Below are 24,763 nucleotides of genomic sequence, written 5' to 3' on the forward strand. Positions count from 1 at the left end.
CCGAACGCTCCGGAGAGGAGAAACCGATTCGCGAAGTCCCACATTTTCGTTAATCGGCACATAATCCCTGAAACCTAGCATGCGGTAGTGCAAAGGGAAAATGGCGGTGTAAACATATCGATAACACCATGCGCCGCACCTACTGTAAAGCTACCGTCGAGCCCGACACTAGCGGACTAACGGCTTTTGCGCCATGCAGGGAAGCGGAGTGGATGCTGCATCGCAGCATATTGACGCGGGCGACGGCTTCGTAGAGGTTGCCGATCGGTAAAGGGGCGTTGGAATGGTACGAAAGACGGTGGCGTTTGTCGGTCTGCTCGCAGTCGCGATGGGCGGCTTTTCGGGCTCTGTCGTGGCGCAGACCGCGCCCGCAGCCACCCAGGGCGGTTATGCTCTGGGGCCGGGCGACAAGCTTCAGATCAACGTCTACGGCGAGGAGGAGCTGTCCGGCGAACAGCAGGTCGGCCCTGACGGGACCGTGACCCTGCCCCTGATCGGACGCGTGAAGGCCAGCGGCCGCGCGGTAAGCGACGTGTCGGAAGAAATTCGCGCCAAGCTGGCCGAGGGTTTCGTCCACAATCCCAGCGTGACCGTCACGATCCAGACCTATCGGCCCTTCTATATCCTGGGCGAGGTCAACACGCCCGGCCAGTATGAATATGCGCAGGGCATGACGGTGCTTTCGGCGGTGGCCCGTGCCGGCGGCTTCACCTATCGCGCCAAGAAGAGCGAGGTCTTCGTGAAGCATGAGGGCGGATCCGCGGAGGAGCGCGTGAAGCTGACCGGCGATCTGCCGATCCGTCCGGGCGACACGATCCGCGTCGGCGAGCGCTACTTCTGATGGTGATCGCCCGCTCGCTCTCGCGGGCGCGTCGCGGTGCCCGCAGCGATGCGGCACTGCCATTGTGCCTGCGCCGCGCCGTGATGGCCGGAGCCGTGATGGCCGGGGCGATCTGGCCCACGGCCGCATCCGCGCAATTTTACGGGCAGCTGCTGGAATCGGAGATCCCGCTCAAGACGGTGACCGGGCGCAATCTCGGTGTGCGCGATCGCGTCAAGCCGGAGCTTGAGCAGATCGGGCTGCCCATGGGCAGCTTCCATGTTTATCCGAGCGTGCTGGCCGGCGTCGGCTATACCAGCAATGTCGTGGGCGCCGAGGTGAGCAGCCGCGCCGATGGCTATGGCGAGATCAAGCCCGAAGTCATCGTGCGCAGCGATTGGGCGCGTCACGCGCTGACGGCGACTGTATCCTATGATGGCCAGCGTTATTTCAACACCAAGGCCAAGAACCAGAATGGCTTCCTCGCCAAGGCTGATGGAACGATCGACATTCACGATCAGAGCTCGATCTTCGGCTCGGCATCCTATCGCCGCACCTACGAGGATCAGCAGGAGGCGACCTTCCCGGCCAATGGCGGCGGCGCGATCGCGGTGCGGCAGCCGCAGGCCCTGCTGCGCGCGACCTACGTCTCCAATCGTGTGCGCTGGACGGCGAGCGCCGATTATAACGGCTTCACTTATGGTGATACGATTTCCACCACCGGTGCCCGGCTGGATCTCTCCTTCCGCAATCGCGATGTCTATCGTGGCAGCGCGCGCGTGGAATATCTGCTCGGCCAGGATAATTCGGTCTTCGCGCAGGGCACGTATCGCCGCACCGATTATCGCACGACCAGCGCGATCGACGATCGCACGAGCGACGAATGGCGCGTCGGCGTCGGCGCGATCGCGGATGTCACCAATCTCATGCGCATCGCCGGTGGTATCGGCTATTATCACCGCACCTATGACAACAAGACCGTCTTCCATTCGGTGGGCGGTCTCGCGGTCGATCTGCGCGCCGATTATTATCTGACGCAGCTGACGACGATCACGGCGATCGTTTCGCGGCAGCTGGAAGAGGCGGCGGTCACCGGATCCTCCGGCTATGTGGCGACGCGTTATGGCGCGCGCGTGGATCATGAGCTGCTGCGCAACCTGATCCCCTATCTGTTCGCCGATCGCTTCACCTCCAAGTTCAAGGGCGTCGATCGCGACGATCGTTCGTGGGATGCGGGCGGCGGCGTCGATTACAAGCTCAACCGGGCCTGGATGGTCACCGTGAGCGGCACCTATGTCTCCCGCGTCAGCCACGGCACGGATCGCGGGCCGAACATCAATGAATTCCGTGGATCGGTGGCGCTGAAATTCACGCCATGAACGATCCTTTCTTCAGCGTACGCGTCGGGCGCTCCCTTCGTATCCAGAGAGCAGGTCTCCTATGAATCAAGAACAAGATGGTTCGGCCACACAGGATCTGGCGGGCATCGTTTCGCGGTTCCGCCGTCACCTGCCGATCGGTTTCGCCATCATCGTTCTGATGATGGTGCTCGCTTATGGCGCGACGAAGATGATGACGCCGAAATATTCGGCGTCGGCGCAGCTGAGCTATTCGCCGCAGCAGGCGCTTTCGCGTGACGGCCAGCCCGCGCCGCCGACCCAGACCACCGATGCCGCGCGCGATGCCGCGATCGAATCGCAGCTTCAGATCGCCACGTCGCTGCCGGTGGCGATCCGGGCGCTGCAAGATCCCGAGGTCGCGAAGAATCCCACGATCCTGGCGCGCGCCAAGGCGTTCGATCCGTCGGGCAAATCCAGCGATGCGATGGCCGCCGCGCTTCTCTCCGGCGTTTCCGCCGCCCGCGTGGGCACCACCGCCTTGTTTTCGATCGGCTATAGCGATGGCGATCCGCTGGCCGCCGCCCGCATCGCCAATGTCGTGGCCGGCGCCTATCTTGCGGTGCAGGCCCAGCAGAAGCTTGGTCAGGGATCGGCCACGTCGAACCAGCTCAAGGGCCAGGTCGAGAAATTGCGCCAGCAGGCGCTGGAGGCTGATGCCGCCGTTGCCGCCTATCGGCTCAAGCACAATATCCTGACCGATCCGAACGCGACGCTGCCGGACAACGAATTGTCCAATATCGGCGTGCAGCTGTCCGATGCGCGCGGCGCCGCGGCGCAGGCCGAAACGCGCAGCGCGGCCAGCGGATCGACCGTGATTTCGGGTGGCGTCGACACGACCGCCCTCTCCACCCTGCGTGAGCAGCGCGCCGAGGCTTCACGCGATCTGGCGGGCCTCACGTCGCGCTATGGCGACAGGAATCCGCAGGTGATCGATGCGCGCCAGAAGGTTGCGGATCTCGATACGGCGATCGGCCGTGAAATGGCGAGCATGTCGCGCAGCGCGCGCGCCGAATCCGCCGCCGCCGCCGCGCGTTCCGCCTCGCTCCAGGCCAGCCTGGCCCAGGCGCAGAGCAAGCTGGCCGGCGCCGTCAATGCCAGCGTGCAGCTCGCCGAATTGCAGCGCAGGGCGGATAATGCCCATACGCTCTACACCAATCTTCTGACGGCATCGGGCCAGCAGAATGCCAATTCCGCGCTGATCCAGCCGGATGCGCAGATGGTCACGCCGGCTGTCGTGCCGCTCGCGCCCACGTCTCCGCGCATGCTCATCAATCTGCTGGTGGGCTTCGTCGCCGGCCTCGCCATCGCCGTCGCGGTCGCCTATCTGCGCGAGCGCTGGTCGCAGACGATCAATACGATCGATGATGTGCAGCGCCTGCTCGGTGTGGAATTCCTCACCACCATCCCGACGCTCCAGTCCTCGATCGACAAGCCGAAGACGCGCGATCCGGCCGAGGCGGTGATCCTGCATCCGCTCTCCTCCTATGCGGAGGCTTTCCGCAGCCTCGCACAGACGCTGATCTTCGACGCGCGCAAGGCGGAGGCGGAAGGCGGCCGTGTGATCGGCGTCGGCTCGGCGCTCCCGCGCGAAGGCAAGACGACCACGACCATCTCGATCGCGCGCGTCCTCGCCATGGCCGCCACCAAGGTGGTGCTGATCGATTCGGATCTTCGCCGCCGCTCGGTGACGGAGACGCTCGCGCCCGAAACCCAGAAGGGCTGGATCGACGTGCTGAACGGCACGGCGACGCTGAGCGAGGTGATGATCGAGGATCAGACCGGCGCGATCATCCTGCCGCTGGCCCCCGGCTCGGAGCGCGCGCAGCGTGTGTTCGACAGCGGCAAGTTCGAGGAGATGCTCGCCCATCTGCGCGAGCATTTCGAGGTGGTGGTGATCGATACCGCACCGGTGCTCGCGCTGGTCGATACCCGCGCGATGATGCCGCACCTCGATTCCTTCGTGCTGCTCGCCCACTGGCGTACCACGCCGGTCAAGGCGATCCGCGCGGCGCTGCATCAGCTGGATACGGTCGGCGCGGCGGTGGCGGGCGTCGCGATGACGATGGTCAATCTCAAGACGCAGGCCCAGTCCGGCTACGGCGACGCATCCTATTACTACAGCGAGATGAAGGACTATTACGTCAGTTCCTGACGTGCCGGAAGGCGCGTTTCGCGAACGAGGAGGACGCGCGATGTCGACGCCCTTCCTGGAACTGCCGGTTCGGGCGATTCTCGCGCCGATCGAGCGTCGCATAGGGGCGGGCAAGGCCGCGCGCCTCTATGCGCTGGCCGATCAGGGCTCGTCCGGCGTCGCCAACATTGTCGCGTTCGCGCTGCTGGGGCGGGCCTTGCCGGTCGGCCAGTTCGGCGCGATCGGCATGATGATCGGGCTCCATTATTTCATCGCCGGCTTCCATCGTTCCGCGATCGTGCTGCCCTTCACCACCGATCATCGCCTCGCCCGCGATCCTGGTGAGGCGCATTGCGAGGATAATGGCTGGTGGTGGCTGGGTCTCGCGCTGGCCCTGCTCCTCTCGGTGGCGATCGGCCTGGCGGGCGTGATCGTCGCGCGGGTCGGCGATGCGCTGCCGAGCTGGCGCTGGCTGGCGCAATCGCTCTTCCTGACGGCCCTGATCTCGCCGGCGATGCTGGCTTGGGAATTTGCGCGCCGCTGGCTCTACAAGATCGAGCGTGCCGACATGGTCGCCCTGTGCTCGCTTTCCTATTTCCTCGCGCTCTGCGCCGGTGCGTGGCTGGTGAGCCATCATGCGCCATCGGCGTTCGCGGGCGCGTCGGCCTGGGTGGTGGCAAGCCTCTGCGCGCTCCTGATCGCGCTGCCCACGGTGCGTCCGGCCCGGCCCGATCGGGCCGTAGCGGCGCGGCTGATTCACGACAATCGCGCGGATGCGGGCTGGCTGGCGGCTACCAACCTGCCTTACTCGGTTTACAGCAGCGCCACGATCGTGGTGCTGATCGGATTGCTCGTCGGCTCCGTCGCGGCGGCGGTATTCTCGGCTGCGCGCACGCTCACGAATCCGGCGATGAGCATCGTCACCGCCATCGATTCGATCGACAAGCCGCGCGCCGCGCGTGCCTTCGCGGCCGATGGCATGGCGGGGCTCCGGTCGGTCGTCCACCGCTCCCGCCTGTCGATCGCGCTCGCCACCGGCCTCTATCTCGGGCTGGTCGCGCTGTTCGCCGGGCCGCTCATCGCGCTGGCCTTCAAGGGGCAATATGCGGGGCTGGAACATGAGGTGCGGTTGCTGGCGCTCGGCTTCTTCCTGTTCGGGCTCAACCTGCCTTCCGAAACCTTGCTGATCGTTCTGCGCGCGGGGCGCACGATGCTGACGGTGAGGAGCGTCACGGCGCTGGTGACCATCGTCGCGCTGGCCATCGGATCGGCCTATGGCGTTTCGGGCATGGCGATCGCCTTCGCCGTCACCCAGGCCGGAAATTTCGTGCTGCTGCGCGGGATCGAGCATTGGGCCGGAACCCATGCGGAGCGCCGTCTCGCATGAACGATGCGCCCGTCCCCCGTTTCTCGATCGTCGTGCTCACCTTCGCGCGTGACGAGATTCTCGCGCGCATGCTGGAGCGGCTGGCCGCGTATCTCTCCGGCCGGAGCGACTATGAGCTGGTCCTGATCGACAACAATGTCGAATGCGTCGATCGTGCCGCGCAGCTCGCCCCCTTCCATTCCGCGCGCCTGCTGTGGGATGGCGTGAACAAGGGCGTCGTCGCGCGCAATCTCGGCTTCGAGGCGGCGCGCGGCGAGATCGTGGTGCTGCTGGATGACGATGTGTTCGTCGACACGCCCGATTTCCTTGATCGCTTCGGCGCGTGCTTTGCGGCGGAACCCCGTCTGGGCGCGGTGACGATCCGCAAATATGTGAAGGGTGAAACCCGCGCGCGCCCCGATCTCATTCCGCATACGGACAAGGCGATCGATCTCACGAAGCCGTTCAAGACGTTCCGCTTCGTCGGTGGCTGCGTCGCCTTCCGCACGGCCTGTTTGCGGGAGACGGGCGGTTTCCTCCCCGATTTTTTCTATGGGCTGGAGGAGATCGAACTGTCCTACCGGATGATCGATCGCGGCTGGACGATCCTCTACGATCCCGAAATCGTCTGCGAGGAGCTGGAGCATCCCGCCGGGCGCCGACCCAAGCGGCAGGTGCAGTCCGATCGGCTGACGAACAAGTTCATCATCAGCTTCCTGCGCATGCCGTCACCCTATGTGTGGCTGAACCTGATCGCCTTCCCGCCTTATGCCTATGCCTTTGCGGGCGGGGAGATGGATGTGCCGCTGGCGATCCGCCAGTTCGTGGCGTGGCTGCGCAAGCCTGGCCGGTTGCGGCGCCAGCCGATCGGGCGCGAGGCGCGGGCCTATATCCGGCAATGTGGAGGGCATTTGTGGCGGTGACATCCCTGCCGGCGCTGGGCCTTGGCTGTGCGCGCGTCGGCTCTTTCAACAATCCGAGCCCGCTTTCCGAAAGCATCGCGCTGATCCGGGCGGCGATGGCGCTGGGCGTCACCTTGCTGGATACGGCCAACATCTATGGTCAGGGCGATAGCGAACGGGCGATCGGCAAGGCGGTGGCGGGCGTGCGGGACGAGGCATTCATCGTCACCAAGGGGGGGCTCACCTTCTCGGCCAAGATGAAGCTGCTACGCCCGCTCAAGCCGCTGCTGCGCCCGTTCCTGGCGCGCGGCGAGATGGACAATGCCGTGACCGCCAGTCGCGCCGCCGTGATGCGATCGGACTGGAGCGCCGATGCGCTGGTCGCCAGCCTCGATGGATCGCTCAAGCGGCTGCGCACGGATCGGGTGGATGCCTTCCTGCTGCACAGCCCGTCGGCGGAGATGCTCGGTCAGGCGGGGCCGGCGGAGGCACTCTCGCGCATCGCCGCTTCGGGCCGTGCCGCGATGGTGGGCGTCGCGTGCGATGACATCGCTTCGCTGGACGCCGCGCTCGCGCTGGATGGCGTCTCGATCCTGGAACTTCCGTTGGATGTGCTGGCCGGGATCGCGGATGGCCCTCGCGCCGCCGCTATCGCAACGCGCAACATCGCCGTGATCGCCCGCGAAGTGCTGAAATTCCAGCCTGGCATTCCGCCCGCGCGGGCCGTGGCCAATGCGCGCGCGATGCCGATCGTCAGCAGCACGCTGATCGGATCGCGCCGCATCGATCGCGTCCGTGCGCTCGCCCTGGCGGAGGCGGGCGCATGAAGATCGCCTTCGTCGGCTGCGGCTATGTGTTCGATATCTACATGCGCACGCGCTGGGCCTATCCCGAGATCGAGATATGCGGCGTATTCGATCGGGATGAAAAGCGCGCGGCCGTGGTGCACGCGCATTATGGCTTCCCTCTCTATCCGGATCTGGGAACGCTGCTGGCCGATGCGCGGGTGGAGGTGGTCATCAACCTCACCAACATCGCTTCGCATTTCGCGGTAACGAAGGCCGCGTTGGAGGCCGGCAAGCACGTCTTCACCGAAAAGCCGATCACCACCGATCTGGCGGCGACGCGGGAATTGTTCGCCATCGCCGAGGCGCAGGGCCGCGTGCTCGCGGCGGCACCGTGCAATCTCCATTCGGATGCCGTGAGCACCGTCTGGAAAGCGGTGAGCGACGGCGCGATCGGAAGGCCCGTGCTGATCTATGCCGAGATGGACGATAATCCGGCCCATCTGATGCGCATGGATAAGGTGCAGAGCCCCACGGGCGCGCCCTTCCCCTATGCGGAGGAATTCCAGGAAGGCTGCACGATCGAGCATATCGGCTATCATCTCGCCTGGCTGTGCGCGATGTTCGGCCCGGCGGTGGGCGTCACCGCCTTCTCGAAATCGCTCGTGCCGGACAAGAATACGCCCGTGCCGCTCGCGCCGCCCGACACGCCCGATTTCTCGGTCGCCTGTCTCGATTTCGCCAACGGGGTCGCGGCCCGCATCACCTGTTCGTGGGTGGCGCCGCGCGATCATAGCATGCGGATCATCGGCGATGCCGGCCAGCTTACCGTGGACAATGCCTTCCACGATCAGTCGCCCGTTTTCCTCGAGCGTTTCTCGGGGGTCAGCCTTGCCGCGCGCAAGGCCTATAGCGCGCGCAGCCAGCCGCTGATCGGCCGCCGGTTCGGCATTGGCGGCATGCGATTGAAGCTCGTCCGGCGCTGGAAATCGTATGCGGTGGAGGCGGAGCGCGGTGTCGGCAGTTCGCTGAAGCACCGTTTCGTCAGCTGGCTCAGGCGGCGCGAAGTCTATGCGCAGGACAAGATCCTCGGCATCGCCGAAATGGGCAAGGCGATCGCCGAGGGGCGCACCCAGCCGATGCCGCCCGATTTCCTGATGCACCTGAACGAGATCACCCTGCTCGTGCAGCAGGCCGGACCGGACGGGCGGACGGTGAAGCCCCAGACGAGCTTCACCCCGCTTGCGATGTTCGGTGATATCGCCACCGGCCAGCCCGACTATCGGGCATCCCACCGCCCGACATTTCTGGAACGGAGGCTGGGGCGCGTCGTGCAGAGTCTGCAGCGCCGCTGATCCCGGCCTATGGCGGCTGGCAAGCCATGCTGCACTACGGTAAGAAACACTTGTGGGTGGGCTGTCGCGTGGGCGTTTTTCGGCACCGTGCGGCGCTTTGCCCGATTGAACGCGGAGGAATGCGCCATCGGACAGGCCCCGTATCGCCGCCCTCTGCGTGCGCCGGCTCATGCCGCACCTGCTCAGGCGACATGTGATGGCTGACGGGCACGGGCCCGATGCGGCGGTGGCGGAGTTCACCATGCCGCCGCCCGAGGGCAGCAAGGGCGGCAGGCTAGGGCATCTCGATGCGCTGCGCGGCATCGCGGCTTTTCTGGTGATGGTCCAGCATGTGCTGGAAATCGTCGCGAACCATCCTGCCGCGCCCGGCTGGTACAGGGCGTTCGCGGAGAGCTGGAACCTCACCTATTTCAGCCCCGGCCGCGCGGGCGTGATCGCCTTCTTCCTCATCAGCGGCTTCGTCGTGCCGTTCAGCCTGAAGCAGCCCTGCGCCCTGCGGGCCTTTGCCATCTCCCGCTTCTTCCGGCTCTATCCCGCTTACTGGCTGTCGCTGTTCCTGTCCGTCACGATCCTGCCGGCGCTGGGCCTCATCCATTTTCCGGCCAGGCAGGTGCTCGCCAACGTGACCATGCTGCAATTCCTGCTGCGTCAGCCCGATGTGATCGGCGCTTACTGGACGCTCTTCATCGAGATGGCCTTTTATGGCTGCTGCGCCCTCTGGTTCCTGTTCGGTGTGCTGCGTTCGGCGCGTTTCCTCGCCGGCATGACGATCGCGCTGCTGGGGCTTTCGCTGGCGGCGGCCTTCGTGCGCTATCACCATCCGCAGGCGCCGCTGCCGGTCGGTTATGTCAGCTTCCTCGCGGCGATGCATGTCGGCACGCTCGCGCGGCTGGCGACGCTGGAGGGGGATGCACTCGCGCGCCGCCTGCTCGGGCCGATCGTCGCCATCGCGCTGGTCGCCACGATCGCGATCAGCTGGCTCGCTTATTCGCAAACCCCGGAAACCGATCCCTGGATCGCGAACGCCACGGGCATCTTCGTCGGCTACGCGCTCTTCTTCTATTGCATGATCCGCAAGGCGTTCGTCTCCCGCTTCACGCTCTATCTCGGCGGAATCAGCTATTCCTTCTATCTGTTCCACGGCCTGTTGCTGCGGCTGGGCCGGCCGATCGGCTTCGCGCTGCCCTTTTGGGAAGGGGCGGCCGTCATCCTGCTGTTCGCCTCCCTGCTCTCCATGCTGCTGGCGACATTGGTGTTCGAATATGTCGAGCGGCCCGCGGTCAAGATCAGCCACCGCCTGATGCACGGGCTGCGCGCGCGGGCGGGCGGGGCCGCAGCCTGATCCCGATCCGATCGGCCTTATGGGCGGATCGGATCGGGAGACAGGCACTCTTCCGGCCGGCTAGCTGAGCGCGCCGATCGTGCCGCCGCTGGCGGTCAGCCGCGCCTTGGGGAACTTGCCTCCACGCGTGTAGATGGTGCCGAACTTGGCATTGATCGAATATTGCGAAGAGCCGGCCGCGCAATTTTCCAGGAAGAGTTTCGAGCCGCCGGCGCCCTCCTGCTGATCGACCAGGAAATCGCTGGGCGGTACGACGCCACCGAAAATCTGGTCTCCCCGGCTCGCATAGCAGAAGGTGTCGATGCACCACATCATCGTGCCGTCATTGACGATCGCAACCTGGCCGCCCGCGTTGCGCGCGCCCACGCCGCGCAGGTCGATCCATTTGCCGCCATCGTGGGTGGTGATGAAGTTGTTGCTGATGGATCCCATCCGTCCATTGTTGAAGCCGGTGCAGTCCATCGTGAACACGAAGGCCTGCGCGCCGCTGGCGATATGGCTGTTGAATCCGTCCTGCTGATTGGCGCTGGCATCACAGCGGATGAAGGCTGCCGCCTGCACGTTGAAGATGGTCGCGCCATGCCACATGTTCTTCGTGCCGGTGACGACGATGCCATCGTCTCCCGAGGAATAGCGGAAGGTGCAATCCTCGGCCACGAACCGATAGGTTGCCGCATTCTGCAGGATCAGCGGGATGCTGCCCATCACGTCAAATCCGCTGAGATACATATTGCCGCCGGTGGACATGCGCACGACAGCGTTGTTTCCCGTCATCAGCAGCGCCCGCGTGTTCGCATCGGTCACGGTCGCGGCGTCGGCGCGGTTCACATAGACGGTCGTGTTGTCGGTCCGCCACGATCCCGGCGTCGATCGGCATGCGGCGAGGCTGGCCGCGAAGGAGAGATCGGGTCGCAGTCCATCCTGATCGATATTGCCGAGATCGATCACGCGCCGCACGTCGGCGCGCGTCGCCTTCCAGGTGGTGCCGGTGTCCAGCGTCCATGTCAGCGCATCGAACAACCCCGTCTCCACGCGGCCGCCCACGGCGATCAGCGCGCAGGCTTTGGTGGGCGTCGATCCGGAGCCGAGGCCGTACAGGCGCGGGTAAAGCCCCGCCCGGACGTAGACGATATAGGGCACGGAGCCCGCATTGCCGGCGAGGACGGCCGCCACGATCGATTTCTTGGCGGCCGCCCAGCTCAGGCCGTCCCCGCTATCGTCCGCCCGATTGATATCGACATAATAAGTGGCCGGTGTCGTCCAGGGCATCACGTCCGGCGTGGGCGCCCAGGCCCTGCGATCGAAATTGGTGCGCACGCGGCCTGTCGCATCGCGCCAGAAATCAAAGGGAAAGAGGCTGCGCGTGTAGGTGAAGCCGGTTGGCCGCGCGAGCGGCGTGCCGAAGGCAATGCCGCGGATCGCGAGCGCGCTGTCACTCACCCCGCCGAGGGCGCCGGAAGTTCTGGTCATGGCTCAGGCCTCCGCGACGAGATCGGTGGCGGTGGTCCCGGTCGCACGCACGAATGCGGCGCGCACGGCGACATAGCTCGCGTCGGGCAGGTTGCGATACGTCACGTCGGCACTCGCGCCGATGCCGCGCAACGTCACGTCCCCGCCCGTTCCCACATAGATGCCGCGCGGCACGATCGGCAGCGCAACGCTGTCGCTGGGGGTGATGGCATAGGGCGCGGGCGCCGGAGCGCCGGCGGAATCGGTGAAATTGGCAAAGGCATCGGTCGGCATGGCGATAGTCTCCCCGAGTCGTATGTTCCTGATATGTTCTATTCGTGTCTGTAGGAAAGCCCCTTTTGGCATCGGTGGACAAAGCACCGAGCTTCTGCGATTTTCGCGTGGACGTAGAGTAACCTGGGGGACGCCGGACTTGGCCGAACATCGTGAGTCGAGCGGCCGGATGGAGGACGCCTCCGCATTCGATCTGTCCGGAAAGCCTGCACGCCGCCGCAGCGGTGGAGGCGGGCGGGGCCGGTCGGACGGCTCTTCGCGCGGCGGATCCTCGGGCCGCGACTCTCGATCCGGCGATGAGGTGGCCGATCTTGTAACGGCCGATCAGCAGAAGGTCGTCTTCGGCATCTTCGTCGCCATGACGATCGGGATCACCGTTCTCCAGAAGATCGGCTATGCGCCCAGCAAGGCGTTCGTCATCCCGGCCATCCTGCCGATCGTCTATGCGGCGCTGGGCGTGGGTGTGCTGTTCGCGCGGCCCATATTCCGGCCGGAGCGCACGATCCTCTATCTCGCGCTGGTGACCTTCTCGACGCTGAGCAACGTGCTCTTCGCCAAGACCTTTTCTCCATCGAGCATGGCGCTCTATTACGTCCTCTATCTGCCCTTCATCGTGGCCTTCGATACGACACGCGCCACCTATCGCCGCTGTCTGGATTTCTTCTGCACGGTGATGCTGGCCTTCGCCGTCATCATATGGCTCCAGCATGCCATCCAGATCACGATCGGCTGGCGCTACTGGCCCAATCTGGACAAGTTGCTGCCCCCCACGCTGATCATTCCCGAATTCAATTATATCCAGCCGATCGAATGGGGGCTGAACCTGATGAAGCCTTCGGGGATCGCCTTCCTCGAAGTCTCGATCCTCTCGCAATTCCTGACGTTCGCGCTGATCATCGAGATGCTGTTTTTCCAGCGGGCGCGGCGGGCGATCTTCTTCGGTGCCACCCTGCTGGCGACGTTCGCGGGCACCGGCCTGCTGCTCCTGATCGTCAGCCTGCCGATCATCTTCAGCAAGATGAACACCCGCGTCTTCGCGATCCTGCTGGCCACCGCCTTCGTCGCCCTGTTCGTCGCGCTCCAGCTCCACTGGTTCGATCTGGTCGCGCATCGTTTCGGCGAGTTTCAGGAAACGGGCAGCAGCGCCAATTCGCGCTTCATCGCGCCGCTGGACCGGATCCGCGCGGCGCTTCTGAATCCGCATGGCATCTATGGCGGTGTCGGCGCGGGCCAGATCGAAACAGGCGGCAACACCTTCTGGTGGCCGATCGTGAAGACCACGGTGGAATATGGCCTGCTGGAGGCGGTCCTCTTCTACGCCTTCTTCCTGTTCTCGCTGCTCGATCGCGTGCCCAGCAAGCAGATCGCGTTCGTGATCGCGATCTGGTTCTCGTTCGAAGGCACGCTGCTCACACCGCTCAATCCGTTGTTCTGCGTGATGCTATCCACGATGTTCGTGGTGCGTGACGAGAAGAGGGTGCGCCGCCGCTCTTCCAGCCGGGGCGAAAGCGCAAATGCGGCCGCCACGATCCAGGCCGCCGCCGTGCCGGCAGGATGAGGCGACGCTCAGGTGCTGGTGGACAGGCTTACCTACGCGATCGGGGACATTCACGGCCGTGCCGATCTGCTCGCGCGGCTGCTCGATCAGATCCGTGCCGATCGCGCGCGGGAGGCGGCGGACGGTGCGCCCACGCTCACGATCTTCCTGGGCGACTATGTGGATCGCGGCCCGCAGTCGCGCGAGGTGATCGATCTGCTGCTCGATTTCCGGCGGGATCCGGCCTTCGAATGCCGGTTCCTGCTCGGCAATCACGAAGATACGATGCTGGATTATCTGGAAGGCCGGATCAGCGGCCTCGGCTGGAGCCGGCATGGCGGCGGCGAGACGCTGAAATCCTATGGCGTGGCGCCCCCGCGCGAGGATTCCCGATCCGCCTGGATGGCGCGGCGGGAGGCATTCCGCGCGGCCGTTCCCGCTACGCATCGCGATTTCCTGCAGGATCTGGAATTGATGATCGCGGTCGGGCAGACGCTGTTCGTCCATGCGGGCATCCGGCCGGGCGTGGCGATCGATCAGCAGAGCAAGCGCGATCTGCTGTGGATCCGGCGTGAATTTCTGGAAAGCGAACGGGCCGATCCCTGGCTCGTGGTGCATGGCCATACGCCGAAGGCCGAGGCCTATGGCGCGCCGGGGCGGCTGTGCCTGGATAGCGGCGGCTATATATCGGGCCGGCTCACGGCGGCGGCCTTTGCGGGCGATGCGGTCCGGCTCATAGAAACGGGCGTCAGGGAACCGCGCCTCTTCCCGGTGCGGCTGGCCGGCGCCGGATAGCGCAGCTTCGGGGCGAAGCGCCGTCAGCGCCTCCCCCTTCATGATCGCGCCAGGGGGCGGGCTGCGGGCCGCTTGGTATTTCATCGGGTGGGGGCGTCGTGTCCCGTCGCTCCCAGCGCCGCCGGTGCTCGTCCGGACTTTTGCCCGACCTGTCGTCGTGATGGTTTCGTGCCGCTTGTTCGCGGACCGCGGACCTGTTAACCATGTATTTCCACGTAAACAGGGAAATATCCCTTTGCGGATCACAAGATCATTCCGGCTCCGCGCGCGGGATTGTCCTGTCGCGCTTATGCGTGATGCTTGTGCAGTGCATTATTCGTAACCCTGGTAATGTTCGAAAAGCGGCTCTCATCGCGGGAAGTCCATGATGGTCGAGAATTCCGTCTATATCGATAACAAGGCGTCGAGCGTTATTGCCAGTCAGTCATGGCTTGGCGGACATCTCGATTCTATTCAGCTGGTAGGTGGAATCGCCAACTGGTGGGACTGGAGCAATTCTCCGGCGTGGATTGCGCAGCAGGTCGCCGGATTGGATGTGGACATTCACTGGTCGATCGGCCTGATCCCGTGGGGCGCCACGCTGGAGGATGCCGCCGCCGGAAAATATGCCAGCCAGTATCTTGCCCTCGCCAGGAGCATGGTCGCCAGCGCCGGTGGCGACGACAAGATCTACGTCCGTCTCGGCTGGGAGATGAATTATCCGGGCTGGCCCTGGTCCGTGCAGGGGCATGAGGCCGCCTATGTCGGCGCCTTCCGCCAGTTCGTGGATACATTCCGTTCGGTATCTGACAAGTTCGTGTTCGAATGGACGCCCCAGGCCGGCAATCCGTGGCTCGACAAGACGACCGATCCCACCATCGTCTATCCGGGCGACAAATATGTCGATGTGATCGGGCTCGATCTCTACAATGTCGCCTCCAGCAATCAGGCGGCCGTGTTCAACTGGTTCGTCAATGCCCCGTATGGGCTGGAATGGCAGCAGGATTTCGCGGCCGCCCACGGCAAGCAGACGGCCCTCAGCGAATGGGGTGTGAGCTCCGATACGGCCGGTCCCTTCATTGAGCGGATCGCGCAGTGGGCCAGGGACCACGGCATGCTCTACCAGAATTACTGGAATTCGAACGCGGCCTTCCCGGGATCGCTGCTCACCGGCCAGTATCCCACGGCGTCGGCCGTCTTCAGGGCGATCTTCGCGGACGGTGCGGATCCCTATGCGTGGGATGTGAATCCGATCGTCGATACTGGCACGGCCGGCGTCGATCTTCTGATCGGGCATGGCGGCAATGATATGCTGAAGGGTGGTGCCGAGGATGATTTTATCCATGGGCGGGGCGGCAACGACCTGCTCGATGGAGGAACGGGTGCCGATCTGATGATCGGCGGTTCGGGCAACGACACCTATTATGTCGACAATGCGGGCGACGAGGTGGTCGAGTTGCAGGCGGCCGGCGAGGGCTATGACACCGTCTATGCATCGGTCAGCTATGGCCTCGCCGGAACCTTCGTGGAAGAGTTGCGGCTGACGGGCAGCGCGAACATCAATGCGACCGGCAACAGCCAGGCCAATGCGCTCCATGGCAATGCCGGCAACAACATTCTGGACGGGCGCGGAGGGGCCGATCTGATGATCGGCGGTTCGGGCAACGACACCTATTATGTCGATAATGCGGGCGACAGGGTTGTGGAGTTGCAGGCGGTCGGCGAGGGCTATGACACGGTCTATGCCTCAGTCAGCTATGATCTCGCCGCGACCTTCGTGGAGGAGCTTCGGCTGACGGGCAGCGCGAACATCAACGCGACGGGCAACAGCCAGGTGAATTCGCTCTATGGCAATGCCGGCAACAATGTCCTGAACGGTCGCGGCGGGGCCGATCTGATGGCCGGCGGCAAGGGCGACGACATCTATTATGTCGACAATGCGGGCGACAAAGTCGTGGAGTTGCAGGCGGCCGGCGAGGGCAATGATACCGTCTATGCCTCTGTCAGCTACGGGCTCGCCGCGACTTTCGTCGAGACGATGTGGCTGACGGGATCCGCCAATATCGATGCGACCGGCAACAGCCAGGCGAACACGCTGCACGGCAATGGCGGGAACAACGTCATCAACGGGATGGGGGGAGACGATCTGCTGTTCGGTGGCGGCGGAAGCGACCGCTTCGTCTTCACGCAGGCCGGGCATAGCCGGATCGCGGATTTCGGTGCCGGGGATACGCTGGATCTCTCCGCGTCGCTCAAAGCGGGCAAGCAACCGACTCTCGCGCAGACCGCCGCGGGCGCGATGCTCACGATCGATGCCAATACGTCGATCCTGATCGAGGGGCTCGCCTTGTCGCACCTCATCAAGGATTCCGCCGGCTTCCATTTCGTATGACGATCACCGGCAACGCACCCGCCCCGCTCGCCCCGCTTTTGTGTGCACCTGCAGCATTGAGCCCTTGCAGCATTCACGCTCTTGGGGGAGGACGGCTCCGTCACAGTAGCGGGGAAGACCATGCGGATTCTGGTCACGGGTGTTGCAGGCTTCATCGGTAGCCATGTCGCGCGCCGGCTGCTGGCCCGTGGTGACACCGTTGTCGGCATTGATAGTCTCAATGATTACAATCCCGTCCAGCTGAAGCGTGATCGGCTGGATCTCGTCGCTGCGGGAGAGGGTGGGGATCGCTTCACCTTCCACCACGTCGATTTTTCGGATCATGAGGCGCTGGATGCGGCGCTCGGGACGCTCGCGATCGATCGCATCGTCCATCTCGGGGCGCAGGCGGGCGTGCGTTATTCGATCACCAATCCGCGCGCCTATGTCGCCTCCAATCTTGCGGGCCACCTCAACATTCTGGAGCTGGCGCGCGAACGAAAGGTCGAGCATCTCGTCTATGCCTCGTCCTCGTCGGTCTACGGCACCAGCCCGGATCTGCCCTTCCGGGTCGAGCAGCGGGTGGATTTCCCGATCTCGCTCTATGCCGCCACCAAGAAATCGGACGAGCTGATCAGCGAGACCTATTCGCATCTCTATCGCATCCCGCAGACGGGCCTGCGCTTCTTCACCGTCTATGGCCCGTGGGGGCGCACGGACATGGCCGTGTGGGGTTTCACCGACAAGATCCTCTCGGGCGTGCCGATCGAGGTCTATAATGGCGGCAATATGCGCCGCGACTTCACCTTCATCGACGATATCGTGACCGGTATCGTCGCCGCGCTCGACAATCCTCCGCCCGATGACGGTCAGCCGAAGGCCGGTGGCAGCGTTTCGCCCCACCGTCTCTACAATATCGGCAACAATCAGGCGGAGCAGTTGGAAACGCTGATCGCGCTGATCGAGGAATCGTGCGGCAGGAAGGCGATCCGGATCGAAAAGCCGATGCAGCCGGGCGATGTGCCGGCCACCTATGCGGATCTCACCGCGATCCGCGAGGATCTGGGTTTCCAGCCGACCACGCCAATCTCCGTCGGCATTCCGATCTTCGTGGACTGGTACAAGGGCTATCGCGCGTCGCGAGGCGGCTGAGATGCGCATTCTGCATCTCAGTTCCCTCTACCCGCCCTATGTGCTGGGCGGGGCCGAGCGCGTCGTCGAGATGCTGGCCGAAGGACAGGCGCGCGAGGGGCATGAGGTGGGTGTCGCCTATCTTTCCCCGGGGCCGGATCCGGCCGGCGATCGCAATGGCGTGAAGACCTTTCCGATCGCCAACCCCAATCTTTTCTGGATCGAGGATATCCCCTCGAAGCCCGCGCCGCTGCGCGTCGCCAACAAGGCCCTGACGATCGTGAATCCCCGGTCCACGGCGGCGTTCGGCCGGATCGTGGAGGAGTGGCGGCCCGATGTGGTCCATTCCCACTCGATGGTGATCTTCTCGCCCATGGCCTGGGCGCGGGCGAAATCGGCCGGCGCGCGGCTCGTCCACACGCTCCACGATTATGACATGGTCTGTCTGAAGGCGACCCTGTTCAAGGGTGGCCACAATTGCGGCAAGGCGCATGCTGCTTGCGATTACAGTTCGCGCTGGAAAGCGCGTTACGCGCCGTTGTTCGATGCCGTCGTCGGCGTGTCGCAGGCCGTGCTGGCGGAGCATGTGGAGCGGGGCGCGCTGAAGGGTGTGTCGCCCGATCGCCGGTCCGTGATCTGGAATGGCGTCGCGCTGGAAAAGGCGTCGTTCTCGGAGAGGCGCGAGCGCAACGGGCCGCTCACTTTCGGTTTCATGGGGCGGCTCATGCCGGAAAAGGGGCTGGATACGCTGCTGGCCGCCTGCCGCCTGCTGCCGGCGGAAGGCTGGCGGCTGCGGATCGCGGGCAAGGCGCGTGGCGATGTCGATTATCAGGCGCTCGCTGCCGGCCTGCCGGTCGAATTTTGCGGTTTCGTGGAGCCGGGGGCCTTTCTGGATTCGCTCGATGTGCTGGCCGTGCCCCCGGTCTGGCGTGAACCGTTCGGCCTCACCGTGGTGGAGGCGCTGGCAAGGGGCGTGCCCGTGCTGGGATCGGATAATGGCGCGGTGGGCGAACTCGTCGAGAAAAGCGGGCTCGGCCGCGATTGGGTCGTGCCGGCGGGCAATCCTGCCGCGCTGGCGGCCAGGATGCGCGGTCTGATCGATGGCCGGCGGGCGGCGCTGCCTTTCCCCGCAAGCTATGGTGACCTGCTGGATGCGGTTGCGCCCGGGAAGATGGTGCGCTCGTATCTGAGCCTCTACGAACATGTCCTGTCTGAACGAATGGCTGCGGAGTAAACGGTGCGTATCCTCCATCTGGGCACACTCTATCCCCCTCATATCGTGGGCGGCGCGGAGCGTTCGGTCGAGCTGCTGGCGGAAGCGCAGGCGGCGCTGGGTCATCAGGTCGGCGCGGCCTGCCTGAATCGCGAGGCGGTGGCGCCTGTCGAGCGCAATGGCGTGACCGTCTATCGCATGGAGCATGGCAACAGCTTCTGGATGGAGGATGCCGATCAGCACAGCCGCGTGGAGCGCACGGTCGCCAAGCTGAAGCAGCCGTTCAACAGTTTCCTCGCCCATCAGTTCGGCGCGGTGCTGGATCAGTTCAAACCCGATCTGCTGCATAGCCATTCGATGGTGGAGGTGAGCAGCCTGCTCTGGTCCGAGGCGGCCAGGCGGAATATCGCGGTGGCGCACACGATCCGCGATTATGAGCTGCTGTGCACCAATTCGGGCATGTTCAAGAATGGCAAGCCGTGCGCGAAGCGGCACGTGAAATGCCAGGTGCTCACGCTCGATAAATTGCTGCGGCACCGGGCGATCGGCGCGGTCGCGGGCGTCGGCCGCCAGATCCTGCAAACGCATGTGGACGAGGGCTATTTCTCCCATGTCGCGCCGGCCTATCGCCGCGTGATCTGGAATCCCGCGATCGTGAAGGGCGCCGATCCCGATTATGTGAAGCCGAGGCTCGATGGCCCGATCCGCTTCGGCTATCTTGGCCGGATCTCGGCCGAAAAGGGCGTCGATACGATGCTCAACGCGCTCCGGCGGCTGGAGCCGGGCAGCTGGGAGGCGATCATCGCCGGCAAGGCGCCGAGCGACATGGCGAAATTCGAGGCGCTGGCGGCCGGGATGCCCGTGAATTTCGCGGGGTTCATGGATCCCAAGGCCTTTTTCGAGGCGATCGATATCCTGATCGTGCCGTCGCTCTGGGCGGAGCCGCTGCCGCGCACGATCCTGGAGGCGAGCGCCATGCGCGTCCCCTCGCTGGGCGCGCGATCGGGCGGCATTCCGGAGCTGATCGGGGATGACAACAAGGATTGGCTGTTCGATGCGGGCGACGATGTCGATCTGGCTGATCGCATGGCCGCGCTGATTGCGCGCGGGCGTGACGACATGGCGTTCGGTCGTTTTGGAGATATTCTCGCCGAAACCCAGCCGCAGACCGTGGCGGCCAAATATCTGGATCTCTACGAAGGGGCGCTGGCGGGGCATCGGGCGAAGGCGGCTGCCCTCTCGTGAGCCGGGTGCTTCTGAACCTTTCCAGCCCGCCGGCGGGCGTTCAGGGGGGGATTGCGCGCTTCGGCATCGAATTGTCCCGTCGCCTCGTGCTGCGTGGCCGGCACGATTACACGTTCCGCAGCCAATGGTCCGCCGATCAGCTCCCGCCCGAGCTGGCAAAGGGCGCCGCGATCGAGGTGATCCCGCCGATCGAGAAATATCTGCAGGATCTGGTGCGCACCTGGGCGCGGGGACCCAGGACGCATCCGGCCTCCAAATTCGATCTGCTGTTCAATCTGGATTCGCTCGGTTTCGCCACGGGCGGTCGGCGGCGCATGACGATCGTGCACGATATCTATTTCTGCTCGGTGCCGGAGATGTTCTCCCGCTCCGCGCGGATGAAGGAACGGCTGATCCACCGTATCGTGCTCGGCCGGAGCCATTCGATCGTCGGCATTTCGGAAGCGACGTCATCGGAAGTGCGGCGCCATTTTCCGGCATCGGCCGCCAGGGTGCGGACTGTCCTGTCCGATTCGATGATGAATGATGTGATCCCCGGCGCGCTGCCCCCGGGGCTTGTTCGGGGCGGCTATGTGCTGGCGGTGGCGAAGGTGCTGCCGAACAAGAATTTCGGCCTCCTGGCGGAGGCGTTCGCGCGGATCGCGCCCGATTTTCCCGATCTCAAGCTGGTCCATGTCGGCAGCGATGCGGGTGAAACCTTCGAAAGCGCGCTTGCTCCGCGCGGGCTGTCCGGCCGTCTCGGGCGCCTGCGGGGGATAGACGATCCGACGCTCGCGGCGCTCTATCGCGATGCCCTGTGTCTGGTCGTGCCCTCGCTTTATGAAGGATTCTGCCTGCCGTTGCTGGAAGCCCAGCGTTTCGGCTGCCCGACCGTCTTTTCGGAACGATCAGCCACCGGCGAAGTCGGCGGCGAGGGGGGCATTCCTTTCGATCCCACCGATGTGGATGCGCTGGAAGCGATCCTGCGCCGGGTTGCGGCGGATCCCGCCCTGCGCGCCGATATGGTCGCGCGTGGCCATGCGAATGCGCGCCGCTTTTCGTGGGATGCCACGGTCGATGGCTATGAACGCGCCATCGATGATGTTCTGGAGGGGCGCTGATGCGGGCGGATACGATCAATCGTGGCCCGGCGCGGATGTGGGGGCGGGCGGGCGCCCGGCGCCGTGTTGCGGCAAAAGGGTGCCCCGCATATAGGTTCCGCAGTGCAGCAGGCCGATATCGGTCGGCGGCCGCGGACGTAGAGTAGCGCAAGGCGGGGCGAGTTCTTTATGGCGACACGTCTGATGCCGGCAGCGGCGGCGGGAGATGCCGGGGTCTATCGCTGGGCCGCATTCGGCACGGGCTTTCTGCTGCAGTTCAATCTCGTCCCGGCCGCATGGCATATCCCGGTCACACGCATCTCGCTGATCGCGATGCTGCCGTGGATCGCGTTCCTGATCCATCGTCTGCTGAGCCGGGCCAATCCGCTTTCCACGATCCTGTACAGCGCCATTATCGTGCTGTTCGTGTTCCTGCATCTCGCCTTCAGCGGAACGGCGCTCACCTTCGGCGGCGGCAATGTCGATCTGGCTCTTTCGCTGGGCTATCTGATCTATCTGCTCGGTGCTGTCGGTCTCTATATCGTCCTGGCGCAACGATCCGGCACCGCCTGGTTCTGCTGGGGGCTCCTCTTCGGCGCGCTGACCTCGCTCCTCGTGTTCGTCATGCAGGCGATCGGGCTGGGCGGGCTGGCGATCAGCCTGGGCCTTTCCCAGCCGAGGCAGGTGATTCAGGGGCTGGTGGATGGCAGCAGCCGGCTTACGGGCATGTGGGGGCATGCGAACGAAGTGGGGCATATCCTCGCCATCTCGGCGCCCGCCGCCGGCTATCTCTTCGTGTCCAGACGGGATCGGGCGCCGCTCGTCCTGCTCGCGATCATCATGGGCGGCTGTTTCTTCTTTACCGCCAATCGCGGTGGCATGATCGCGGCGATCATCACCTGCATTGCGATGTTCTTCGCGCGCAAGGAAAGCGTGATGGAGCAGCGTCGCCCGCTGCTCATCACCTTGGCGCTGCTCGCGGTGGTCGGCTACGCGCTCTATTTTCTGCCGGCGCCCGAATTCATCTTCGCCCGCTTCACCGAGGATTCGAACATCAACAACAATGCCTCGGGGCGGTTGGGGACGACGCTCGCCGGGCTTGAAATGGCCGTGACGCATCCGTTCGGAATGTCCGGTGTGGATTGGCGCTCCGCGCTGCGCAGCCGCACCGGTTTTTCGACTCCGCACAATGGCTTCATCGCGATGACGAACAGCATCGGCCTGCCTTTCGTGCTGATGTATCTGGTGGCGCTCGTCACCGTGGTGCTCGCGGGTCTGCGCAAGCCGCGCAAACTATCCCTCGATATCTTCCTGATGCTGGCGGCCGTGCAGGCCTCCTTCTCGTTCATGTTCGAGGACGTGTCCCTCGCCGATCCCTTCATGGTAATCATCGGCCTCATCATGGCTCGCGTCTATTCGGGGGCGGTCACGCTCGCCGCGCCGCGCAGGAGGAATGCGTCCGCCGGCCGCCGGCAGGCGGATGCCCAGGCGGCGACGCAGGACCCGCTGGATCAGGCGACGTGAGCGAGGCCGGTCGGCCGCCGCTCCGCCAGCTTCTGGCCAGCGATCTCGCCGCCAACGCCGGCGGCAGCGGCTGGCGCGCTATGGCATGGGCGTGGCTGCTCAATCCCGGTTTTGCCGCGATCGGGCTTCATCGTGTCGCCACGCATCTGCTGGCGCGGGGTCATCGGCGCTCGGGCTTCCTGCTCTGGGCCTTCAACACGCGACGCTCAGGGTGCCATTTCCATCCGGATGCCGTGATCGGCGCCGGCCTCTTCCTGCCGCATCCCGTGGGGGTGGTGATCGGTTCCGGCGCCGTGCTGGCGGAGAATGTCTGCCTCTATCAGGGCGTCACGCTCGGGCGGAATCGCAAGGGCGGCTATCCCCGTATCGGCACAGGGGCCATGCTGTTTCCCGGATCGGTGGTGGTCGGCGATGTGCGGGTCGGCGCTGGTGCCGTGATTGGCGCCACGGCGCTCGTCCAGGCTGATGTGCCGGATCATGCCACCATCGTCGTGTCGCAGGCGCAGACGGTGCGCCTGCCCGCGGCGGCGCTCGGGCCGGATGCCGTCCTCGGTGTCGATCAGGTCGGATAGCGACAAGTCATGGTCCTCAAGAATTTCGCCACCATGTCCGCGCTCAGCGTGTTCCGCAGCGCCGTGCAGCTCGGCATCAACGTGCTGCTCGCCTTCTTCATCGATCCCGGCGAATATGGGCTGGTCGCCTTCTCCACGCCGTTCATCGTGCTCATCAGCATGCTCACCGATCTCGGCATGTCGAGCGCGCTGGTGAGGATGGAGGTACTGGATCGCAAGACGGTCGGTGCGGCCTTCACATTGCTGATCTCCGTTGGCGTGGCGCTCGGCACGCTGCTGATCGCGAGCACACCGTTCATCGCGCATGGCGTGCACATGCCCGGTCTTCCCGGTGTTCTAAGCGGCATGGCGTTCGGCGCGATCCTCAGCATCGCGGCGATCGTGCCCCGCGCGATGCTGGAACGCGCGCTCGATTATTCCAAGATCGCGCTCACCGAGAGTGCGGCCGTCACCATTGCGGCGGTGACGGCGGTGGCGCTGGCAGCTTCTGGCGCGGGCGTTTGGGCGCTGGTGTCCTTCACCATCATCACCAATGCGCTGCGGGCGATCGTCTTCTGTTTCCTGGCCCGGCATACCCTCTCCCTCTCGCTGGAGTGGAGGCGTTGCGCCGGCATCGTCACGTTCGGCGGCTGGGTGCTGCTCACCAATCTGGTGACGTTCCTCGCGCGCAATTTCGACAATCTTCTGATCGGTGCGGTGCTGGGCGCGGCGAGCGTGGGGCTCTACGGCCTTTCCTACCAGTTCATGATGATCCCGATGATCGCGGTAACGTGGCCGGCGAGCGGCGTGCTGCTGGCGACGCTGAGCCGTGGCGGCTATGATGCCGAGCAGGCCGAGCGGATCACGCTGGCGACGATCGGCGTCACGGCGGCGATCACCTTCCCGCTGATGATCTGCCTCAGCCTCGTCTTTCCGGAACTCGCCAATAGCGCGATGTCGCCGAAATGGCAGGGGATCGGGGATATTCTCGCGTGGCTGGCGCCGTTGGGCGCTTTGCAGTCGATCGCGGCCTATAATGGCGCGCTGCTGCTGGTCGCGGGCAAGGCGCGCGCGCAATTCCTTTATTCGGTGCTCAATACGGTGGCGACAATGCTGTTCTGCATCGTCGGGATACGCTGGGGCCTGATGGGGATGGTGAAGGCGGTGGCGCTGATCGGCACGATCATGTCGCTCGGCTTCCTCGCGCTGATCGTCGGGGTGGCGCGCCTGCACTGGCTGAAGCTCGCCCGCGCGCTCGTTCCGGCGGCCTGCTCCAGTGCCGTGGCACTTGCGGTCGCGGCACTGTTCCATACGTGGACGCCGCGTCTGCCCATGCCCTACGTCCTGCTCTCGATCGGGCTCGCGATCGCGATCCTCGCGGTTTACGCGCTGTTCGTGGGCCAGTTCAAATCATGGGCGCGCACGCTTGCCAGCCGCCGCGCACCGGAGGCAGTCGTCGCCTGACGCCGCGCTTCCGGGCTCGCGGGGCGGGCC

The 24,763-nt window shown here is 64.8% G+C and carries 20 protein-coding genes; 18 read left to right on the plus strand and 2 right to left on the minus strand.

Annotation, left to right across the window (positions count from 1 at the left end):
• Window positions 1-283: 283 nt before the first annotated feature.
• From DI605_RS17070 to DI605_RS17105, 8 genes are all read left to right on the plus strand, one after another.
• Window positions 284-841, plus strand: a complete 558-nt coding sequence (locus DI605_RS17070) for a polysaccharide biosynthesis/export family protein (RefSeq protein ID WP_293976303.1) — start codon at window positions 284-286, stop codon at window positions 839-841.
• Window positions 841-2,199: an outer membrane beta-barrel protein gene (locus tag DI605_RS17075; protein WP_293976304.1), complete on the plus strand. Its 1,359-nt coding sequence runs from the start codon at window positions 841-843 to the stop codon at window positions 2,197-2,199. Before DI605_RS17070 ends, DI605_RS17075 begins: the two co-directional genes overlap by 1 nt.
• A gap of 61 nt (window positions 2,200-2,260) precedes the next feature.
• The gene (locus DI605_RS17080) at window positions 2,261-4,372 is read left to right on the plus strand and encodes an AAA family ATPase (protein WP_293976305.1); all 2,112 of its coding nucleotides are present in this window, start codon (window positions 2,261-2,263) and stop codon (window positions 4,370-4,372) included.
• 40 nt (window positions 4,373-4,412) lie between these two features.
• A complete protein-coding gene (locus DI605_RS17085) occupies window positions 4,413-5,738 on the plus strand; it encodes a hypothetical protein (protein ID WP_293976306.1) in 1,326 nt (441 codons plus the stop codon).
• On the plus strand, window positions 5,735-6,640 hold the full coding sequence (locus DI605_RS17090) for a glycosyltransferase (RefSeq protein WP_293976307.1): 906 nt from the start codon (window positions 5,735-5,737) through the stop codon (window positions 6,638-6,640). The genes DI605_RS17085 and DI605_RS17090 overlap by 4 nt, the downstream gene beginning before the upstream one ends.
• Window positions 6,631-7,446: an aldo/keto reductase gene (locus tag DI605_RS17095; protein WP_293976308.1), complete on the plus strand. Its 816-nt coding sequence runs from the start codon at window positions 6,631-6,633 to the stop codon at window positions 7,444-7,446. Before DI605_RS17090 ends, DI605_RS17095 begins: the two co-directional genes overlap by 10 nt.
• Window positions 7,443-8,759: a Gfo/Idh/MocA family oxidoreductase gene (locus DI605_RS17100; RefSeq protein WP_293976309.1), complete on the plus strand. Its 1,317-nt coding sequence runs from the start codon at window positions 7,443-7,445 to the stop codon at window positions 8,757-8,759. The genes DI605_RS17095 and DI605_RS17100 overlap by 4 nt, the downstream gene beginning before the upstream one ends.
• 196 nt (window positions 8,760-8,955) lie before the next feature.
• On the plus strand, window positions 8,956-10,101 hold the full coding sequence (locus DI605_RS17105; RefSeq protein ID WP_293976310.1) for an acyltransferase: 1,146 nt from the start codon (window positions 8,956-8,958) through the stop codon (window positions 10,099-10,101).
• 60 nt (window positions 10,102-10,161) lie between these two features.
• On the opposite strand, the gene DI605_RS17110 is transcribed toward DI605_RS17105, so the two are convergent.
• Both DI605_RS17110 and DI605_RS17115 read right to left on the minus strand, forming a co-directional pair.
• Entirely contained in the window at window positions 10,162-11,571 is a 1,410-nt protein-coding gene (locus DI605_RS17110; protein ID WP_293976311.1) for a hypothetical protein, read from the minus strand.
• A gap of 3 nt (window positions 11,572-11,574) precedes the next feature.
• Window positions 11,575-11,844: a hypothetical protein gene (locus DI605_RS17115; RefSeq protein WP_293976312.1), complete on the minus strand. Its 270-nt coding sequence runs from the start codon at window positions 11,842-11,844 to the stop codon at window positions 11,575-11,577.
• Window positions 11,845-12,145: 301 nt separating this feature from the next.
• Here DI605_RS17115 and DI605_RS17120 point away from each other — a divergent pair, with 301 nt between their 5' ends.
• The 10 genes from DI605_RS17120 (at window position 12,146) to DI605_RS17165 (ending at window position 24,733) form a co-directional block, all read left to right on the plus strand.
• Window positions 12,146-13,402 (plus strand): hypothetical protein, encoded by a 1,257-nt coding sequence (locus DI605_RS17120; protein WP_293976313.1) that lies wholly within the window; start codon window positions 12,146-12,148, stop codon window positions 13,400-13,402.
• A gap of 12 nt (window positions 13,403-13,414) precedes the next feature.
• Window positions 13,415-14,176: a metallophosphoesterase family protein gene (locus tag DI605_RS17125; RefSeq protein WP_293976314.1), complete on the plus strand. Its 762-nt coding sequence runs from the start codon at window positions 13,415-13,417 to the stop codon at window positions 14,174-14,176.
• Between the two features lie 367 nt (window positions 14,177-14,543).
• A complete protein-coding gene (locus tag DI605_RS17130) occupies window positions 14,544-16,547 on the plus strand; it encodes a glycosyl hydrolase (RefSeq protein WP_293976315.1) in 2,004 nt (667 codons plus the stop codon).
• 120 nt (window positions 16,548-16,667) lie between these two features.
• On the plus strand, window positions 16,668-17,678 hold the full coding sequence (locus DI605_RS17135; RefSeq protein WP_293976316.1) for an NAD-dependent epimerase/dehydratase family protein: 1,011 nt from the start codon (window positions 16,668-16,670) through the stop codon (window positions 17,676-17,678).
• Between the two features lies 1 nt (window position 17,679).
• Window positions 17,680-18,891 carry a glycosyltransferase family 4 protein gene (locus DI605_RS17140; RefSeq protein WP_293976317.1) on the plus strand — a complete coding sequence of 404 codons (1,212 nt, stop codon included), beginning with the start codon at window positions 17,680-17,682 and terminating at the stop codon, window positions 18,889-18,891.
• Between the two features lie 3 nt (window positions 18,892-18,894).
• Window positions 18,895-20,115 carry a glycosyltransferase family 4 protein gene (locus DI605_RS17145; RefSeq protein WP_293976318.1) on the plus strand — a complete coding sequence of 407 codons (1,221 nt, stop codon included), beginning with the start codon at window positions 18,895-18,897 and terminating at the stop codon, window positions 20,113-20,115.
• The gene (locus tag DI605_RS17150; RefSeq protein WP_293976319.1) at window positions 20,112-21,215 is read left to right on the plus strand and encodes a glycosyltransferase family 1 protein; all 1,104 of its coding nucleotides are present in this window, start codon (window positions 20,112-20,114) and stop codon (window positions 21,213-21,215) included. The genes DI605_RS17145 and DI605_RS17150 overlap by 4 nt, the downstream gene beginning before the upstream one ends.
• Before the next feature lie 168 nt (window positions 21,216-21,383).
• Window positions 21,384-22,718, plus strand: a complete 1,335-nt coding sequence (locus DI605_RS17155) for an O-antigen ligase (protein WP_293976320.1) — start codon at window positions 21,384-21,386, stop codon at window positions 22,716-22,718.
• On the plus strand, window positions 22,715-23,290 hold the full coding sequence (locus DI605_RS17160; RefSeq protein ID WP_293976321.1) for a hypothetical protein: 576 nt from the start codon (window positions 22,715-22,717) through the stop codon (window positions 23,288-23,290). The genes DI605_RS17155 and DI605_RS17160 overlap by 4 nt, the downstream gene beginning before the upstream one ends.
• A gap of 9 nt (window positions 23,291-23,299) precedes the next feature.
• Entirely contained in the window at window positions 23,300-24,733 is a 1,434-nt protein-coding gene (locus DI605_RS17165) for a lipopolysaccharide biosynthesis protein (protein WP_293976322.1), read from the plus strand.
• Window positions 24,734-24,763: the final 30 nt, after the last annotated feature.

It is taken from the genome of Sphingomonas sp., assembly GCF_003248515.1.
GTDB lineage: Bacteria > Pseudomonadota > Alphaproteobacteria > Sphingomonadales > Sphingomonadaceae > Sphingomonas_I.

Bases quoted from the DNA above. Each gene is read 5' to 3' on its own strand.
- DI605_RS17070 (WP_293976303.1), top strand. From the start codon at position 284: ATGGTACGAAAGACGGTGGCGTTTGTCGGTCTGCTCGCAGTCGCGATG.
- DI605_RS17135 (WP_293976316.1), top strand. From the start codon at position 16,668: ATGCGGATTCTGGTCACGGGTGTTGCAGGCTTCATCGGTAGCCATGTC.
- DI605_RS17075 (WP_293976304.1), top strand. From the start codon at position 841: ATGGTGATCGCCCGCTCGCTCTCGCGGGCGCGTCGCGGTGCCCGCAGC.
- DI605_RS17080 (WP_293976305.1), top strand. From the start codon at position 2,261: ATGAATCAAGAACAAGATGGTTCGGCCACACAGGATCTGGCGGGCATC.
- DI605_RS17115 (WP_293976312.1), bottom strand. From the start codon at position 11,844: ATGCCGACCGATGCCTTTGCCAATTTCACCGATTCCGCCGGCGCTCCG.
- DI605_RS17105 (WP_293976310.1), top strand. From the start codon at position 8,956: ATGGCTGACGGGCACGGGCCCGATGCGGCGGTGGCGGAGTTCACCATG.
- DI605_RS17130 (WP_293976315.1), top strand. From the start codon at position 14,544: ATGGTCGAGAATTCCGTCTATATCGATAACAAGGCGTCGAGCGTTATT.
- DI605_RS17085 (WP_293976306.1), top strand. From the start codon at position 4,413: ATGTCGACGCCCTTCCTGGAACTGCCGGTTCGGGCGATTCTCGCGCCG.
- DI605_RS17165 (WP_293976322.1), top strand. From the start codon at position 23,300: ATGGTCCTCAAGAATTTCGCCACCATGTCCGCGCTCAGCGTGTTCCGC.
- DI605_RS17140 (WP_293976317.1), top strand. From the start codon at position 17,680: ATGCGCATTCTGCATCTCAGTTCCCTCTACCCGCCCTATGTGCTGGGC.
- DI605_RS17110 (WP_293976311.1), bottom strand. From the start codon at position 11,571: ATGACCAGAACTTCCGGCGCCCTCGGCGGGGTGAGTGACAGCGCGCTC.
- DI605_RS17100 (WP_293976309.1), top strand. From the start codon at position 7,443: ATGAAGATCGCCTTCGTCGGCTGCGGCTATGTGTTCGATATCTACATG.
- DI605_RS17155 (WP_293976320.1), top strand. From the start codon at position 21,384: ATGGCGACACGTCTGATGCCGGCAGCGGCGGCGGGAGATGCCGGGGTC.
- DI605_RS17090 (WP_293976307.1), top strand. From the start codon at position 5,735: ATGAACGATGCGCCCGTCCCCCGTTTCTCGATCGTCGTGCTCACCTTC.